This window comes from Microbacterium sp. K24 (genome assembly GCF_004794465.1).
Taxonomy (GTDB): Bacteria; Actinomycetota; Actinomycetes; order Actinomycetales; family Microbacteriaceae; genus Microbacterium.
This window is the reverse complement of the sequence record NZ_SSDJ01000100.1, coordinates 1-16201: the sequence shown is the minus strand read 5'-3', so window position 1 is coordinate 16201 and position 16201 is coordinate 1. Positions and strand designations below refer to the sequence as shown.

The following is a 16201-nucleotide window of genomic DNA, read 5'->3' as shown; positions in this document are numbered from 1 at the left end:
GCTGCCGGGGGCGCGGCGACCGACGGCTCCGCCGCCGTCTGCGTCTCGGGTGCGGCGTCCGCTGCCGGGGTGACGGGCGCGGTCGGCTGGTCGGCGCTGTTGTCGGCGCTGTTGTCGGCGCTGTGGTCGGGGGTCTGGTCGGGAGTGGGTGTCTTGTCGTCCATGTGACGATGCTCCCGCGCGGGCACTGAAGCCTTCCTGAAGCGTCCTGAAGACCTCTTCAGGAAGCGAGCGGCAGGGTGACGACGAACCGGGCGCCGCCCCAGCGCGATTCGTCGACGAGCACCGTGCCGCCCTCGGCCGCCGCGATGCCCTGAGCGATCGCCAGGCCAAGGCCGCTGCCGCCGGCATCGCGGCTGCGCGCCTCGTCGAGGCGTACGAAGCGCTCGAAGATCCGCTCCCGCTCCGCCGCGGGAACGCCGTCCCCGTCGTCTTCGATCGTCACGAACACATGGCGGTCCACCGGGGTGACGCCGAGGGCGATGCGTCCGCGCGCATGACGGGCGGCGTTGTCCGCGAGATTGCGCAGCAGCTGGCCGAGCAGTCGCGGATCGCCCGAGACGCGGGCGGCGGCGATGCCCGAGCCGTCGACCTCGAGACCCGCGGCGCGGAGGCGGCGTACCTCGCCGAGGGCCAGATCGTCGAGGTCCACCGGTTCATCGTGAGGGGTGACGCCCTCGTCGAGGCGGGCGAGCAGCAGCAGCGACTCCACGATCCCCTGCAGACGGATGCCCTCTTCCGACACGATCTCCGCCAGCTCGCCGATGCTGGTCACGCCGGGGTGCGCCTGGGCGAGCTCTGCATGCTGGCGGATCGTGGCGAGGGGCGAGCGCAGCTCGTGCGACGCATCGGACACGAAGCGGCGCTGCGCCGTCGCCGCGGCATCCAATCGATCGAGCATCCCGTTCATGGTCGACGCGAGCGCGGCGACCTCGTCGGCGGAATCGGGCACGGCCAGACGCTGGTGGAGGCGCTCGGCCGTGATGCCGTCGACCTCCTGCCGGATGCGCGTCACGGGGCGCAGGGCACGACCTGTCACGAGCCAGGTCGTGACCGCGACCAGCAGCACGACGAGCGGCACCGCCACGGCCAGCAGCGTCGAGACCGTCGTCAGCGTCTCGGCATCGTCTTCGACCGAGACGGCGAGCACGAGGGTCTGATCTCCCTCGAGGTCGTCGGACACGACGAGCATCGGCTCGCCGTCGATGGTCATGGTCCGCGCGTCGTCGTCGACCGGGAGGGGTGTCGTGCCGAGCGCGTCGCGGGCGTCGTCGCTGGCCGTGCGCACCGCGCCGTCGGGACCGAGGATCTGCACGAACTCGTCTTCGAGGTTCTCGATGTCGCGGCCGTCCGCCCCGGGGCGCCCCGGTCCGTCGCCGCGCTCGGCGAGCTCGTCGAGTCTCTGCTCGGCCGCCTGCTGCGACGCGCCGTGCACGCTGGTGCTCAGCACGACGGAGAAGGAGATCGCCCCGACCACCAGCACCACCGCGACGATCAGCGTGGCACCGAGGGTCGTCCTGCCGCGCACGGACCGCCACCAGCGGCCGGCCACCGAACGACTAGCCACCGTCTGCCGCCAACCGGTAACCGGCGCCGCGGATGGTCTCGATCGCCTCGCGCCCGAACGGCTTGTCGAGCTTGCGCCGCAGATGACCGACGTACACCTCGACGATGTTCGGGTCGCCGTCGAAGTCGTCGTCCCAGACGCCGTCGATCAGGGTGCGCTTGGAGATGACCTGTCCGCGGTGGCGCATCAGGAACTCGAGCACCGAGAACTCCCGCGCGGTCAGAGATACGGGGGTCTCGCCGCGCCAGACGCGGTGCGCGGCGGGGTCGAGCCGCAGGTCGCCGGCCTCGAGCACGGCCGGACGCGCGACGGCGCCCCGACGGACCAGGGCGCGGATCCGCGCGACGAGGATCGCGAACGAGAACGGCTTGGTGACGTAGTCGTCGGCGCCGGTCTCGAGCGCCTCGACCTGGTCCCACTCGCCGTCCTTCGCGGTCAGCATCAGCACCGGCGTCCAGTTCTCCTCGGCGCGCAGCGCCTCGCACACCTTCCAGCCGCTCATGCCGGGCATCATCAGGTCGAGCACGATCGCGTCGTACCGCGTCTCGCGCGCCCGCCAGAGTCCGTCGACCCCGTTGTGGGCCACGTCGACCGCGAAGCCCTCCGCCTCCAGTCCGCGCCGGACGCCGTCGGCGAGGCGCACCTCGTCGTCGACTACCAGGATCCGCATTCCTCCAGTGTGGCGGCCCGACGCTGAATCCGGGCTGAAGCGTGCGCCGGAATTATGAAACCGCTTGACGCTGTCTTCCGGTGAAACCTAACCTCGAAGAGGGGGTATAAGAAAGACTATTTCATAATTGGTGAACCGGGAGGAACGATGACGTTCTCACACAGATTCCGGCGGGGAGTGGCGATCGCGATCGCCGCCCTCCTCCTTGCTCCACTGGGGGTGGTCGTGGCGACCGCGCCCGCGGCCGCCGCCGACCCGCTGCGAAGGGAGGTCTCCCGGGAGAAGCCCGTCTTCATCACCAATTTCTACAAGGGCGGTGAGGGGCCCGATCAGACCGACGTGGTGACCGACCTCTGGGGCAGGATCCCCGCGGACCTCAAAGAGAACACCGTCGTGATGTTCATCGCCGACGAGTCGCTCAAGAACAAGCCGTCGGTCACGAGCTGGATCACCGCCCAGGCCGATGCCGCCCAGGCGGCGAACATCCCCTTCTTCGTGCAGGCGCTCAACGGCGAGACCCCCACGGCCGACCTGATCCCCGTGTCCTTCTTCCGCACCCTCGCCGAGACGCATTCGATGATGCAGGGCGTCAACGGCGCCGAGCTCTACAACGGGAGCAACCAGTCCTCCTACCTGGCCGAGCTCGTGCAGCTGGCGGTCGACGAGGGACTGCACTTCGTGTGGACCGACACGAACATCTGGGGCGCCGGCACGATGATCACCTGGCTCCAGGACAACGCGACCCTGCTGTCGAAGATCCGCGCCAACCCGCAGAACATCATCTTCATGAACAAGGAGTCGTTCGGCGACACCGACACCGACGCCCTCAACCTGGGGATGTGGCTCTCGAACTCGATCGGCAACTGGGGATCGTCGTCGGACTGGTGGCACTGGGGTCTGAACGGCTACGGCCGGCTCTGGGGCAGCGGAAGCCAGACGTGGAAGGACATCCTGCAGTATCCCGAGGCGATGACGGTGCAGTCGATGCTGAAGGTCGTCTCGCAGGGCGGAACCGCGTTCAAGACCGAGGCGCAGTGGTTCACCAACGTCACCGACGGAGAGCGTCTCGCGGGCTACGAGTTCGGGATCATCCCGTTCCTGCGCGACCTGAAGTCGGGGGCGATCCGGATCCCCACCAAGCAGGAGGTCCTCGACCAGAACAAGATGGTCTACAAGGGCAGCGTGTACAACGAGTCGACGATGTGGGACACCTCGGCGTCGAACATCTTCCCGCGCACCGGCCGGTACGGGATCATCCCGATGGTGCCGAGCACGATCCCGAACGCCGACCTGTCGATGTTCGAGAACATCGCGACATCGGGTCAGAGTCAATCGTGGTTCGACGCCCTGTATCCGCAGGAGGCGATCGCCAGCAACACCTTCCTGCTGCGGAACACCAAGACGTGGTACTGGATGAACTACGCCGAGAACCGCGAAGGCGTCGCCAGTTCGAGCTTCGATCCCCGACAGTCGGCGGCGACGGGCTTCGGCATCGAGGCGCCCAACCACACCTTCGCGGTCATGACGGAGTCGACGAACAAAGTCGACGTGATCCTGAACAACTACCGCGTCAACAAGGACAACGTGCGCACGTCGAGCATCTACGGCGTGGCACCGGGCACCGACTTCGACAAGTGGCAGACCTACCGGTACATCAAGGACTACACGAGCGTGAAGCTCGACGGCTCGGGCAACCCGGTCAAGGATGCGAACGGCGTGGTGCAGACCGCGTCGAACCTTCCGCTGAACGACCGCTCGGCCCGCGACATCCGCACGACGAGGTTCACGGTCAACGGCACCTGGCAGGGCGGGCAGCCGCTCGTGACCTTCGCGGCGAACACGACGGCCACGCGTCCCTACACGCAGACCCAGTCCTGGAACGCGGCGACGAAGACGATCACCGTCTCGATCGTGCACAACGGCCTGGTGAAGTTCAGCGTGCAGACCGATGGTCCCGGCCTGCCGGCGGCCGTCGACCTCGCCGCAGGCAAGGCGGCGACCCAGAGTTCGCAGTGGTCGGGCGGACAGACGGCCGGTCGCGCTGTGGACGGCAACACCGACGGCGTCTTCGCCAACGGCTCGGTGTCGCACACCGACGGGAACGGCACGACGAACCCGTGGTGGCAGGTGGACCTCGGCTCGGATCAGGCCATCGGGCAGATCGAGGTCTGGAACCGCACCGACTGCTGCAGCGACCGTCTGAGCGGATACAGGATCGAGGTGCTCAATGCCGCGAACACCGTCGTCTGGTCGAGCACCCGCACCGGCTATCCCACGCCGACGGAGACGATCGGCACCGGCACCGGGCGCTACGTGAAGATCACGGTTCCCGGGACGGGCAAGATCCTCCAGCTGGCGGAGGTGCTCGTCCGCCCGCCACAGGCGCCGAACCTCGCCCAGGGCAAGACCGCCACCCAGAGCTCGACCTACACCGGGGGCGACGGCACCGGGCCGGCGTCGCGGGCGGTCGACGGCAACACGGACGGCGTGTGGGCCAACGGATCGGTCTCCCACACCGGCACCGAATCGAACCCGTGGTGGCAGGTCGACCTCGGGTCGGCGGTGGCGATCACCCAGATCGAGGTCTGGAACAGGGTCGAGAACCCGGAGCGCCTGTCGGGCTACAGGGTCGAGGTGCTCGACGCAGGCGGTGCGGTCGTCTGGTCGAGCACGCGCGTCGGCTATCCGACGCCGTCGGAGACCATCAGCACGGGTGGCGTGACCGGAAGGTACGTGAAGATCACGGTGCCGGGATCCGGCAAGATCCTGCAGCTCGCCGAAGTCCGAGTCCGCTAGCACGACCGAACGCAGCGGCCCGGGTGCGCGCACCCGGGCCGCTGCCGCGCAGGAAGGACCGCCATGCGACGTCAGGAAGTCATCCATCACCTCCGCCGCGGAGGAGTGAGCCTCGTCGTCACGCTGAGCGACGGCCGCCTCCCGCGCATCCTGCACTGGGGCGCCGATCTCGGCGTGCTCGACGACGACGCGCTCGCCGCGATGGAGCGTGCGGCGCTGCCGCCGCTCGGCGACACCGTGATCTACGCGCCCCAGCCGGTGCCGATGCTCCCGCAGCTCGCCGAAGCCTGGCTGGGCGAGTCGGGCCTCGCGGGCAGCCGTGACGGGTCCGCCTGGGCGCCGCTCTTCCGGCACGCGCGCGGGCGCCGGGAGGACACGTCCGCCGCCGATCGCCTCGTCGTGCTGGCGGAAGACCCGGAGAGCGCGCTCGAGATCGAGATCGAGATCGAACTCGACGGCGGCGGACTGCTGCGGGCGAGGCCGACGCTGCGCAACCTCGGCGGCGCGTACCGGGTGGATCGCCTGGCCCTCGCCCTCCCGGTGCCCGCGCACGCCGACGAGCTGTTCGATCTGGCCGGCCGCTGGACGCGCGAGCGGATGCCGCAGCGCAGGCCGTTCGACATCGGATGCTGGGTGCGCGAGGCCCGAGGCGGGAAGCCGGGCTTCGAGGCGCCGACACTGACGGTGGCCGGAGAGCACGGGTTCGACTTCCGTCGCGGCGAGGTGTGGGGCATCCATCTGGGCTGGAGCGGCAACCAGCGGATCGTCGCCGAACGCACGTCCGGAGGCACGCGGATGCTGAGCGGCGGCGAGTTCCTCTACCCCGACGAGCTGGTCCTGCGCCCCGGCGAGCACGTCGTGTCGCCGTGGTTGTACGGCTCGTGGGGCGACGGCCTCGACGCGCTCGCGGCCCGGTTCCACGACCACCTCCGTGCTCGGAAGACGCACCCCTCGCTGCCGCGGCCGATGCTGCTCAACACCTGGGAGGCGGTGTACTTCGATCACGACGAGGCCGAGCTTCTCGCGGCGGCGGAGCGCGCGGCCGCGTTCGGTCTGGAGCGCTTCGTGCTCGACGACGGCTGGTTCGGTGCGCGGCGGCATGATCGCGCAGGACTCGGCGACTGGGTCGTCTCGCCGGAGGTCTGGCCGCGGGGCCTCGACGCGCTCGCGTCGCGCGTGCACGAGCTCGGCATGGGGTTCGGGCTGTGGTTCGAGCCCGAGATGGTGAACCTCGACTCGGACCTCGCCCGAGCCCATCCGGAATGGATCTTCGACGCCGGCCACGGAGTCGGCATCGCTGCACGGCACCAGCACGTGCTGGACCTCGGGCACGACGGCGCCTTCGCCCACGTGCTCGCCCAGATGGCGACGCTGATCGAGCGCCTCGGCATCGATTTCCTCAAGTGGGATCACAACCGCTCGCTCCTCGACGCGGGGCACAGTCCGACCGGTCGGGCGGGTCATCGCGCGCAGACCCTCGCCGTCTACCGGCTGATGGACGCGCTCCGCGCACGGTTCCCGGGTCTCGAGATCGAGGCGTGCTCCAGCGGGGGTGCACGCATCGATCTCGGCATCCTCGAGCGCGCCGACCGGGTGTGGGCGTCGGACTGCAGCGATCCCCACGAGCGCGTCGACATCAACCGCTGGACATCGCTCCTGCTGCCACCGGAGCTCATCGGCACGCATATCGGCGAGCCGCGCGCCTACTCGACGGGTCGCGTCGCCCCGCTGGGCTTCCGCGGCGCGGTCGCGAGCATGTGGCAGCTGGGGGTCGAGGCCGACCTCGCCGCGCTCGGCGACGACGAGCAGGGGGAACTCCGCGGGTGGATCGCCTTCCACCGCGAACATCGGGCGCTGCTGCACAGCGGGAGGGTCGTGCATGCGGATCTCGCCGGCGGAGCGGCATCCCTCGATGGGGTCGTGGGCGACGCCGGTGCGGTGTACCTCTATCTCCTGCGCGAGCGTCCGGCGGGCTGGCCGCCCGGTCGTATGCGCTTCGTCGGCCTGACTCCGGACCGGCGCTATCGCGTGAGGCTCGCGCGCGAACTCGCGGCTCACGAGACGCCCCCGTGGGCGAGAGAAGAGCTCGTGCTGACCGGCCGCGTCCTCGCGGAGGTCGGGATCGAGGCGCCGGGCGTCGGCGTCGACGACCCCGTGATCGTCGACCTCGAGGCATTAGGAAAAACTTCTTGACATCTTGGGAAACCCTATTTATAAATGGGGTACTGGAATCGATCCACGACGAGGAGGTCGACATGGAACGCGTCGTCACCGCGAACTCGGACCAGATGCTCGAACTGCGCCGCGCCAACAGCGCGCGCTGTGCCGAGGTCATCCGCTCCGCGGGTTCCATGACCATCGCCGAGGTCGCCGAAGCCACCGGACTGTCACGACCCACCGTGCGGGCTCGACTGCAGGACCTCTACGACGCCGGACTCCTCATCGAGGTCGCGGCCAACGCTCCGACCGGCGCCGGTCGCCCGGCCTCGCGATTCTCGTTCGTCGCCGACGCGGGCGTCGTCGCCGGACTGGAGCTCGCGAAGCATGTCGAGCGACTTCTCATCACCGACCTTCTCGGCCGGGAGCTGTGGCATGACGAGAGGCCGGTCACCGTGCCGAGCGCGCAGGCGCGTCTGACCAGCGCCGCCGCCTGGGTGGAGCAGGCCGCCGCCGAGCTGGGCAAGAAGCTCGTCCGCGTCGGGGTCGCCGTTCCGGGCTCGATGGATCCCTCCGGTGTCTTCATCGAAGCGGCGGCGTTCGAGGAGTGGCGCGGCGAGGCCGTGCCCCCGCTCATCGGCGCCGCGTTCGACGTGCCGACCGACACGATGCACGACCTCGCTGCGGCGATGTCGACGGAGCGACGGATGGGCGCCGCGAAAGACGTCGACACGTTCGTCGTGCCGATCCTGTGGCATCGCGTGAGCGCCGGCATCGTCATCGACGGACGAGTGCACGGCGGCGCCAACGGACGGTCCGGCAACACCCAGCAGCGATTCAGTGCCGCGCAGAATCACCTCGACGATGCCGAATGGCCCTCCGATCCCGACGTGAGCGCGCTCGTCGACGCCGCCGACGGCGGCGATGCGGCGGCAGATGCCTCTCTCCACCGGTTCACGGCGCTCGCCGCCGAGCAGATCGCGATGCTCCAGCTCGTGATCGACCCGGAGCTGATCGTTCTGCACGGACCGCTGGCCGTGCACGACGCGCTCGTCGCTCGCGTCCGCGCACATCTCGATCGCGACCTGCCGATCGTCGCGCCGATCGTCGTGAGCGAATTCGGTCAGTTCGGGACCGTCATCGGCGCAGCCCTCACCGCGCTCGACGGCGCGGCAGAAGACCTCATCGGCCCAGGAATGGCGCCTCACGTTCTCGATCGCACCCGATTGTCCTCCGCGATCAGCGGCCGCAGAACCGTTCTGGTCTGACCTGCCGACCTCCCCGGCGCACCCGCACCGGGGCCCCTCACCGCACCAAGGAAGAACAATGTCAATGAAGACTGCGCGCATCATCGCGTTCACGGCGGCGGCCTCGACACTGGCCATCGCCCTCGCCGGCTGCTCCGGCTCGGGCGGCGCCCCGAGCGAGGGCAGCGACAAGCCCCTCGTCTACATGGTGCCGAGCAGCTGGGCCAACTACGAGGGCCTCCAGGAGAACATCGACGCCTACACCGAGAAGACCGGCGTCGAGGTCGAGGTGCAGGGCGTTCCCGACGAACAGTACGACCAGAACATCCGCGCCAAGATCTCCTCGGGCGGCGGCGTCGACGTCTTCGCCGGACTCAACGAGGAGAAGGACCCGGGATCGTTCATGACCGAGATCACGAAGCCCGCCTTCCAGGACCGGATGCCGAGCTCGGTGTTCGAGTCGATGAAGGCGGCCGACGGCAAGCTCTACGGCATCCCTGCCGCCGACGGCCTCAGCACCTTCGGCATCTTCTACAACAAGGATGTGTTCGAAGCGGCGGGGGTCGACGCGCAGCCCGAGACCCTCGACGACCTCACCGCCGCCTTCGCCGCGGTGAAGGCCACGGGCGTGACGCCGCTCTTCCTGTCCGGCAAGGACGGGTGGACGCTGCTGCAGCACCGCAACGCGGTCAACGCCGACTTCATCGGCGACAACGCCGACCTCCCGAAGGAGATGGCGAGCAACGAGGGGACCTGGTCGGAGGTGTCCGGATTCGACGACCAGTACGACGCTCTGGCGGGATGGGCGAAGGACGGGCTCACCAACGCCGATGTCCTCACCGCGAGCTACGAGCAGGCCACGGCGGCCGTCGCCGACGGCACGGCCGGCGCGATCATCAACGGCAGCTGGGTGATCGGCGAGATCCGCGGGGCGAACCCGGAGGGGAACTTCGGCTTCTTCGCGCTGCCGAACCCGTCGGGTGCCACGCAGATCGCCCTGAGCCAGCCGAACATCATGCACATCGCGAAGGACAGCACCCAGAAGGATGCCGCCCGCGAGCTGCTCGAGTTCCTGATCGAGCCCGCGCAGGTCGAGAACTTCCTCGCCAGCAACCCCGGTGTCCCGGCCTTCACCGACGTCACGGTCGCCGAGCCCGACCCGGTCATGGACGAGATCCAGGGGTGGGTCGATGAGAAGAAGACCGGCGCCGCGTTCGACACGGCCGCGCGGTTCCCGACCCCGCAGGACGACATCATCGCCGCCTACCAGGAGCTGCTGGCCGGCCGTATCGACGTCACCGAGTTCGGCACGCGCTACGACGCCGCCTGGCAGGCCGCCGGCAAGACCGCCGGTCTCGACGGGTTCTGAGCCGAGCGGTTCGAGGGAGAGGAAGAAGATGAAGAACGCTCTGGCGGCGCGGGTGTACCCGAGGACGTTCCTCGTGCCCGCCATCGCGGTCTTCACGATCTTCTTCCTCTTCCCCGCGCTCCTCGGACTGTGGCTCGCCTTCACGGATGCGTCCACGCTTTCGCGCACGCAGGAGTTCATCGGCATCCGCAATTTCGAGCTCCTGTACGTCGACAACCTGCCGGGGTTCCTGCAGTCGGTCGGTCTGCAGTTCCTCTACGCGGTGATCGTGACGGTGCTGAAAACCGTCGTCGGCGTGGCGCTCGCGTTCCTGCTCGATCGGGCCTTCCGCGGCAATCACGGCCTGCGCGCTCTCGTGTATCTGCCGATGATGCTCTCGACGATCGTCGTCGGCTCCACCTTCTACTTCCTCCTCGCGAATGACGGCCCGGTCAACCAGGCCCTGCGCGGCCTCGGCCTCGGCTTCCTCGCGCAGGACTGGTTCGGGAGCTTCGATCTGGCACTCATCACCGTCGCCGTCGTCGAGACCTGGATGGGCGTCGGCTGGACCATGGTGATCGTCCTCGCGGCTCTGCAGGCCGTGCCGAAAGACCTCATCGAGGCCGCGAACCTCGACGGCGTCTCGGCGTGGCAGATGACCCGCTACCTGAAGATCCCGTTCATCTCGCATGCGATCACGCTGACCGCGCTGCTCTCGTTCGTCGCCGGCATGAAGGCGTTCGACATCATCATCGCCACGACCGGCGGCGGTCCCGGTACGGCGACCAGCGTGCTGACGATCTTCAACCTCAAGGCGCTGAGCACCTCGAACCTGGGCTATGCCTCAGCGGTGAGCTTCACGCAGTTCATCCTGGTGACGATGATCGCGCTCGCGCTCAACGCGGTCATCAACCGCAGCACGAAGGTGAAGGACCTGTGAAGACCTCGACGATCCCCCGGGTCCTGACCTCCCTCGCCGCCGCGGCGGTGCTGTTCGTCTACCTGGCCCCGCTGCTGCTGATCCTGCTCAACTCGGTGAAGACCTCGGCCGAGGCCGCGACGTTCACCTTCGCGCTGCCGGAGAACTGGATGTTCTCGAACTACGCCACGGTGCTCGGCGACCCCGCCATCGCCCGCGCGCTCGTCAACAGCATCATCGTCGCCGGCGGCGTGACGATCGGCACGATCGCGGTCTGCTCGCTCGCCGCCTATGTGATCGCCCGCCGGACGGACTGGTTCAGCAAGGGCGTGTACGCGTATCTGCTCGTCGGCCTCATCGCCCCGTTCGCGGTGATCCCGGCCATCCGGCTGCTGCAGCTGGTCGGGCTGTCGAACACGCACCTGGGGCTCATCCTCGTCGACGTGGCCTCGCAGATCCCGTTCACCACCCTGCTGCTCGTCGGCTTCATCCGCCAGATCCCGCGGGAGATCGACGAGGCCGCGCTGATCGACGGCGCGGGAGCGTTCACCATCTTCTTCCGCATCATCTTCCCGTTGATGCGCCCCGTCACCCTCACGGTGATGGTGCTCGTCGTCACGTTCGCGTGGAACGAGTTCCAGAACGTGCTGTTCCTCACCAACTCCGATGTCTGGACCCTTCCGATGACCATCTTCAACTTCCAGAGTCTGCACTCGTTCGACTACGCCCTCGTCTCGGCGAACCTCGTGGTGACCGCGCTCCCGATGGTCGTCGTGTTCCTGCTCGCCCAGCGCTACATCATGTCGGGCATCATGGCGGGCGCGGTGAAGAGCTGATGACCTCCCCTGCGATCGAAAGGCACCGCATGACCGACCGCTTCGCCCGCTCCGCCTGGTTCCGCGAGGACCGTTTCGGACTGTTCATCCACTTCGGCGGGTACACGGTCATCCAGGACGAAGCGTGGTGGCGGTCGATGGAGCGCGTCTCGATCGAGGACTACCAGCCGGCGATCGACGGCTTCCGGCCGCAGCACTTCGATCCGGAGAGATGGGCGGATGACGCGGCGAAGGCCGGCATGAAGTACGCGGTGATGGTCGCCAAGCATCACGAGGGCTTCTGCCTGTTCGACTCGAAGCTCACCGATTACACGTCGATGCACAACGGCTTCGGTCGTGACCTCGTGCGCGAGTTCCTCGAAGCCTTCCGGGCGCGCGGAATCAAGGTCGGGCTGTACTACTCGCTGCTCGACTGGCACCACCCCGACTACCCGGCGTACGAGGACGAGCACCACCCGCATCGCGGCGACCCCGCCTGGGCCGATCACCGCCCCGACTTCCCCCGGTACCTCGACTACATGCACGCACAGGTGGAGGAGCTGGTGTCGGGTTACGGGAAGCTCGACATCCTCTGGTTCGACTTCTCGTACGGATCCATGATCGGCGAGACGTGGAAGGCCGACGAGCTGCTCGCGATGGTCCGCCGTCATCAGCCCGACATCCTCATCAACAACCGCCTCGAGACCAGCGGCGGGGGCTTCGGCTCGCTCGTCGAAGAGGATCCGAGCGACTGGGCCGGGGACTGGGTGTCTCCGGAGCAGCTGATCCCGGCGGAGGGCATCCGCAACGTCAAGGGCGATCCGGTCCCGTGGGAGGCGAACTTCACCCACAACAACAACTGGGGATACTTCCGCGGGGACACGGCGTTCAAGCCGACGAAGACCATCATCCGGAAGCTCGTCGAGATCGTCAGCAAGGGCGGCAACATGCTGCTGAACGTCGGACCTCGTCCCGACGGCTCGTTCCCCGAGGAGTCCGTGCGGATGCTGCACGAGGTGGGCGACTGGATGGAGCGCAACGGCGAGAGCATCCACGGCGCCGGGATCGCCGGCATCCCCAAACCCGAATGGGGGTACTACACCCGCCGGGGGAACACCCTGTACGCACACGTGTTCGAGGGGCCCATCGGGCCGCTCGCGCTCACCGGAGTCGACAAGGCGGCCGTGCGCTCCCTGCGGCTGCTGACGACCGGGCAGGCGATCGAACCCGTGACGTTCTGGCTCACCGAGCCGTATCCCGACACCGTCTTCGTCTCGTTCGGCGAGAACCCGCAGTTCACCTACCCGCTGCCCGATGCCGTCGACACCGTGATCGCGATCGAACTGGCGGACGAGGAGGACGGCGACCGGTGAGGAGCCGCCTCGACCTCGCGCGACGCGAGTGCCGCTCGCCCGCGCCGTTCGCATGGGCCGGGGGAGCCGGACCCGATGGCGAGGTGCTCCAGGTGAGTCGCCGCGGGTGGGTGCAAGACGGTCGACCGTGGTTCCCGCTCAGCGGCGAGTACCCCTTCGCCCGGGCGCCGCGACACCGCTGGCACGACGAGCTCGCGAAGATGAAGGCGGCGGGACTCGACACCATCGCGACGTACGTGCTGTGGAACCATCACGAGATCGCACCGGGTGAGTGGCGGTGGTCGGGCGACGGCGACGTCCGGGCGTTCGTCGAGGAGTGCGCGTCGCTGCGGCTGAACTTATGGCTGCGCATCGGTCCCTACTGCAACGCGGAGGCCGCCAACGGTGGGCTGCCGGAGTTCGCGCTGCCCGGCAGCCGATCCGACGATTCCCTCTACCTCGCCCACGTCGAGCGGTACTGGAGGCGGCTGGCGGCGGAGGTCGCAGGACTCGGCTTCGCCGACGGCGGGCCGATCATCGCGATCCAGATCGAGAACGAGTTCGACGACGGCGACCCCGCGCACATCGCCACGCTGCGCGGGCTCGCGGTGCGCTGCGGTCTGGACGCCCCCTTCTTCAGCGTGACGGCGAACACGCGCTTCGACCCGGCGACGCATGTGCTGCCTCTGCTGGGCGGCTACGCCTACCGCGGGTGGGAGAGCGGAGGAGGCACCGCTCCGGTCAGCGGCTTCTCGTTCGGCACGGATGAATGGCAGGCGACCACCGACCTCGGCCGCATCTACTACGCGGCCGACGACTACCCGCGCGGCTACATCGAGATGGGAACCGGCAGCCCGATGCGGGGTCTCGACCGCTTCCTCGTGGATGCCGACGATGTGGTCGCCCAGGCGTACGACGGACTCGGCCGCGGCGCCGCGATGCTCGGGTACTACCTGTTCCACGGCGGCACGCAGCGGCCGGGGCTGCACGGCGACTGGTCGTGCAGCTACGACTTCCAGGCGCCGGTGGGCGAGTTCGGGGTGCGGCGGGCGAGCTGGTCGCGCTACCGGCGTCTGCACGGATTCATCCGCTCGTTCACCCCGGAGCTCGACGCCGCCGGGGTGGTGCGCGACCCGCGCGCCCGGCACGAACCCGACGACACCATGAGGCTGCGGCACATCGGCCGCTTCGATGAGCACGGCCGTGGGTTCTGGTTCGTGAACAACCGACAGCGCAACGTCGCCATGCCGGAGCGCCACGACGTGCAGGTGGAGGTGGTCGACGGCGGCGCGACGCTCACCGTGCCGGATCGGCCGCTGCATATGCCTCCGGGTGCATACGCGGTCTTCCCGGTGCGCCTGGCGGTCGGCGATGCCGAGATCCTCTGGGCGACGCTGCCGCCTCTGGCGAGGATGCGGCTCGACGGCATCGACACGGTCGTGGTCTGGCGACCATCGTGGAGCCCGGGCGAACTCGCCACGACCGATGAGCTGCGGATCGAAAACGGCGACGTGACGCTGCGCGCGGATGCCGCCGGCACGACCATCGCGTCCGGAGAAGCGCCGTGGGCCGCGCGGATCGGATCGGGGCGGGTCATCGTCGTGAGCGAGGAGGATTCGCTCGCCGCGAGCCGCGTGACACTCGACGGCGCGGAGCGGCTGGTGTTCAGCCGTGGCGGAGACCTCGTCGACATCGATGCGCCTGCCTGGCTCGTGCCCGCCGGCGATGAGCTGGTCGTCGACGTGCTCCCCGGCGACGGGGTCGCTCCGAGCGCCTCGTGGAAGAGGCTCGGGAGCGCGGGCGTTCCCGGTGCCGACCGCTGGGCGCTCACCGCCCCGGCTCCCTCCCTCGCCGAAACCGCCCTCGTGCCCGCCGGCGAGGGGCGATGGCGCATCGACGTGCGGGCCGGCTCACTCGACGGTCTCGCAGAGGCGCAGCTCACGATCGACTACGTCGGCGCGTCCGCCGCGCTCCTCGTCGACGGCGCCGTGGTGACCGAAGACCTCTTCCACGGAGAGGCGTGGAGCATCGACCTCGTGCACGCGCGCGCGACCTGGCCCGGCGAACTGATCGTGCACGTCGAGCCGTGGGACGACGGCATCCGCGGTGTCGAGCGTCGGGCCGACACCTCGCCGGCCGTGCGCGGACACGAGCTGCGGGCACGGGTGAGGGTCGTATGGGGAGAGCGATCGTGACCGACCCGTCTCCGCGCGACCTGCGGATCGGCATCGTCGGCTTCGGCCTGCGTTCGATCCTCTGGCGCGACATCCATCGCCCGGGCACGGGGGCGATCGTCTCGGCCGTGCTCGACATCAGCGAACGCGGACGTGCGGATGCCGCCGCCGCCCTGCCCGACGCATTCGTGACGGGCGACCGCGACGCGTTCATCGCCTCGGGTCTCGATGCGGCGGTGGTTCTCACGCCGGATGACCGGCATCGCGAGGCGGCCGAGCCGCTCCTCGATGCCGGGATCGCGGTGTTCTGCGAGAAGCCGCTCGCCACGAGCCTGGCCGACGCCGACGCGCTGCTGGAAGCCGCCCATCGCGGCGGAGCCCGGCTGTACGTCGGGCACAACATGCGGCACATGCCGCTGGTCGTGCTGATGCGTCGCCTGATCCGGGAGGGTGCGATCGGCGACGTGCGGGCGATCTGGTGCCGGCACTTCGTCGGCAACGGCGGCGACTACTACTTCAAGGACTGGCATGCGGACCGCCGCCGCACCACCGGCCTGCTGCTGCAGAAGGGCGCGCACGACCTCGACGTGATCCACTGGCTCGCCGGATCCCGCACGACGAGGGTCAACGCGATGGGTGCGCTCAGCGTGTACGGCGACGTCACCGATCGTCGCGACCGCGCAGGGGAGCGGATGCCGGACTGGTTCGACCTCGAGAACTGGCCGCCGCTCGCGCAGACCGGGCTCGCCCCGGTCATCGACGTCGAAGACATCTCGCAGATGAACATGGTGCTCACCGGCGGCGTGCTGGCGTCGTATCAGCAGTGCCATTTCACGCCGGACTACTGGCGGAGCTACACGATCATCGGCACCGAGGGCCGCATGGAGAACTTCGGGGATGAGGTCGGGGGGCGCGTGCACGTCTGGAACCGACGCCACGGGGGATACGCCGAACCGGATGAGGTGCACGTCGTGCCGGAACCTCCGGCGGGGGCGCTGCATGGCGGGGCCGACCGGCTGCTCATCGACGAGTTCCTGCGGTTCGTGCGAGACGGCGGCGCGACGGAGACCTCGCCGGTCGCCGCCCGGGACGCCGTCGCTGCCGCGATCGCACCAACAGAACTCCACATTGAACAATCCCGCCCAGGGATACGAGG

11 protein-coding genes are annotated in these 16201 nt (G+C 68.9%); 9 read left to right on the top strand and 2 right to left on the bottom strand.

Features of this window, described 5'->3' with window-relative positions:
• Positions 1–220 precede the first annotated feature (220 nt).
• Both DW306_RS09405 and DW306_RS09400 read right to left on the bottom strand, forming a co-directional pair.
• Positions 221–1567: a HAMP domain-containing sensor histidine kinase gene (locus DW306_RS09405; protein ID WP_240747137.1), complete on the bottom strand. Its 1347-nt coding sequence runs from the start codon at positions 1565–1567 to the stop codon at positions 221–223.
• Positions 1560–2237, bottom strand: a complete 678-nt coding sequence (locus tag DW306_RS09400; RefSeq protein ID WP_136055342.1) for a response regulator transcription factor — start codon at positions 2235–2237, stop codon at positions 1560–1562. Before DW306_RS09400 ends, DW306_RS09405 begins: the two co-directional genes overlap by 8 nt.
• 147 nt (positions 2238–2384) lie before the next feature.
• On the opposite strand from DW306_RS09400, the gene DW306_RS09395 reads away from it, so the two are divergent.
• From DW306_RS09395 to DW306_RS09355, 9 genes are all read left to right on the top strand, one after another.
• Positions 2385–5033, top strand: coding sequence for a discoidin domain-containing protein (locus DW306_RS09395; protein WP_136055341.1), 2649 nt, complete (start codon positions 2385–2387; stop codon positions 5031–5033).
• A gap of 63 nt (positions 5034–5096) precedes the next feature.
• Positions 5097–7226 carry an alpha-galactosidase gene (locus tag DW306_RS09390; RefSeq protein WP_136055340.1) on the top strand — a complete coding sequence of 710 codons (2130 nt, stop codon included), beginning with the start codon at positions 5097–5099 and terminating at the stop codon, positions 7224–7226.
• 62 nt (positions 7227–7288) lie between these two features.
• The gene (locus DW306_RS09385; RefSeq protein ID WP_136055339.1) at positions 7289–8458 is read left to right on the top strand and encodes an ROK family transcriptional regulator; all 1170 of its coding nucleotides are present in this window, start codon (positions 7289–7291) and stop codon (positions 8456–8458) included.
• A gap of 58 nt (positions 8459–8516) precedes the next feature.
• On the top strand, positions 8517–9806 hold the full coding sequence (locus tag DW306_RS09380; RefSeq protein WP_136055338.1) for an ABC transporter substrate-binding protein: 1290 nt from the start codon (positions 8517–8519) through the stop codon (positions 9804–9806).
• Positions 9807–9834: 28 nt separating this feature from the next.
• A complete protein-coding gene (locus DW306_RS09375; RefSeq protein WP_168429272.1) occupies positions 9835–10725 on the top strand; it encodes a sugar ABC transporter permease in 891 nt (296 codons plus the stop codon).
• Positions 10722–11540, top strand: coding sequence for a carbohydrate ABC transporter permease (locus DW306_RS09370; protein ID WP_136055336.1), 819 nt, complete (start codon positions 10722–10724; stop codon positions 11538–11540). Before DW306_RS09375 ends, DW306_RS09370 begins: the two co-directional genes overlap by 4 nt.
• A 29-nt stretch (positions 11541–11569) precedes the next feature.
• Positions 11570–12892 (top strand): alpha-L-fucosidase, encoded by a 1323-nt coding sequence (locus DW306_RS09365; RefSeq protein WP_136055335.1) that lies wholly within the window; start codon positions 11570–11572, stop codon positions 12890–12892.
• The gene (locus DW306_RS09360; RefSeq protein ID WP_136055334.1) at positions 12889–15066 is read left to right on the top strand and encodes a beta-galactosidase; all 2178 of its coding nucleotides are present in this window, start codon (positions 12889–12891) and stop codon (positions 15064–15066) included. The genes DW306_RS09365 and DW306_RS09360 overlap by 4 nt, the downstream gene beginning before the upstream one ends.
• Positions 15063–16201, top strand: a 1139-nt coding sequence (locus DW306_RS09355; RefSeq protein WP_240747136.1) for a Gfo/Idh/MocA family oxidoreductase, incomplete at its 3' end; no start/stop codon positions are given. The genes DW306_RS09360 and DW306_RS09355, both read left to right, overlap by 4 nt.

Coding starts and splice junctions, on each gene's coding strand:
- DW306_RS09400 (WP_136055342.1), bottom strand. CDS start 2,237: ATGCGGATCCTGGTAGTCGACGACGAGGTGCGCCTCGCCGACGGCGTC.
- DW306_RS09380 (WP_136055338.1), top strand. CDS start 8,517: ATGTCAATGAAGACTGCGCGCATCATCGCGTTCACGGCGGCGGCCTCG.
- DW306_RS09375 (WP_168429272.1), top strand. CDS start 9,835: ATGAAGAACGCTCTGGCGGCGCGGGTGTACCCGAGGACGTTCCTCGTG.
- DW306_RS09385 (WP_136055339.1), top strand. CDS start 7,289: ATGGAACGCGTCGTCACCGCGAACTCGGACCAGATGCTCGAACTGCGC.
- DW306_RS09390 (WP_136055340.1), top strand. CDS start 5,097: ATGCGACGTCAGGAAGTCATCCATCACCTCCGCCGCGGAGGAGTGAGC.
- DW306_RS09365 (WP_136055335.1), top strand. CDS start 11,570: ATGACCGACCGCTTCGCCCGCTCCGCCTGGTTCCGCGAGGACCGTTTC.
- DW306_RS09395 (WP_136055341.1), top strand. CDS start 2,385: ATGACGTTCTCACACAGATTCCGGCGGGGAGTGGCGATCGCGATCGCC.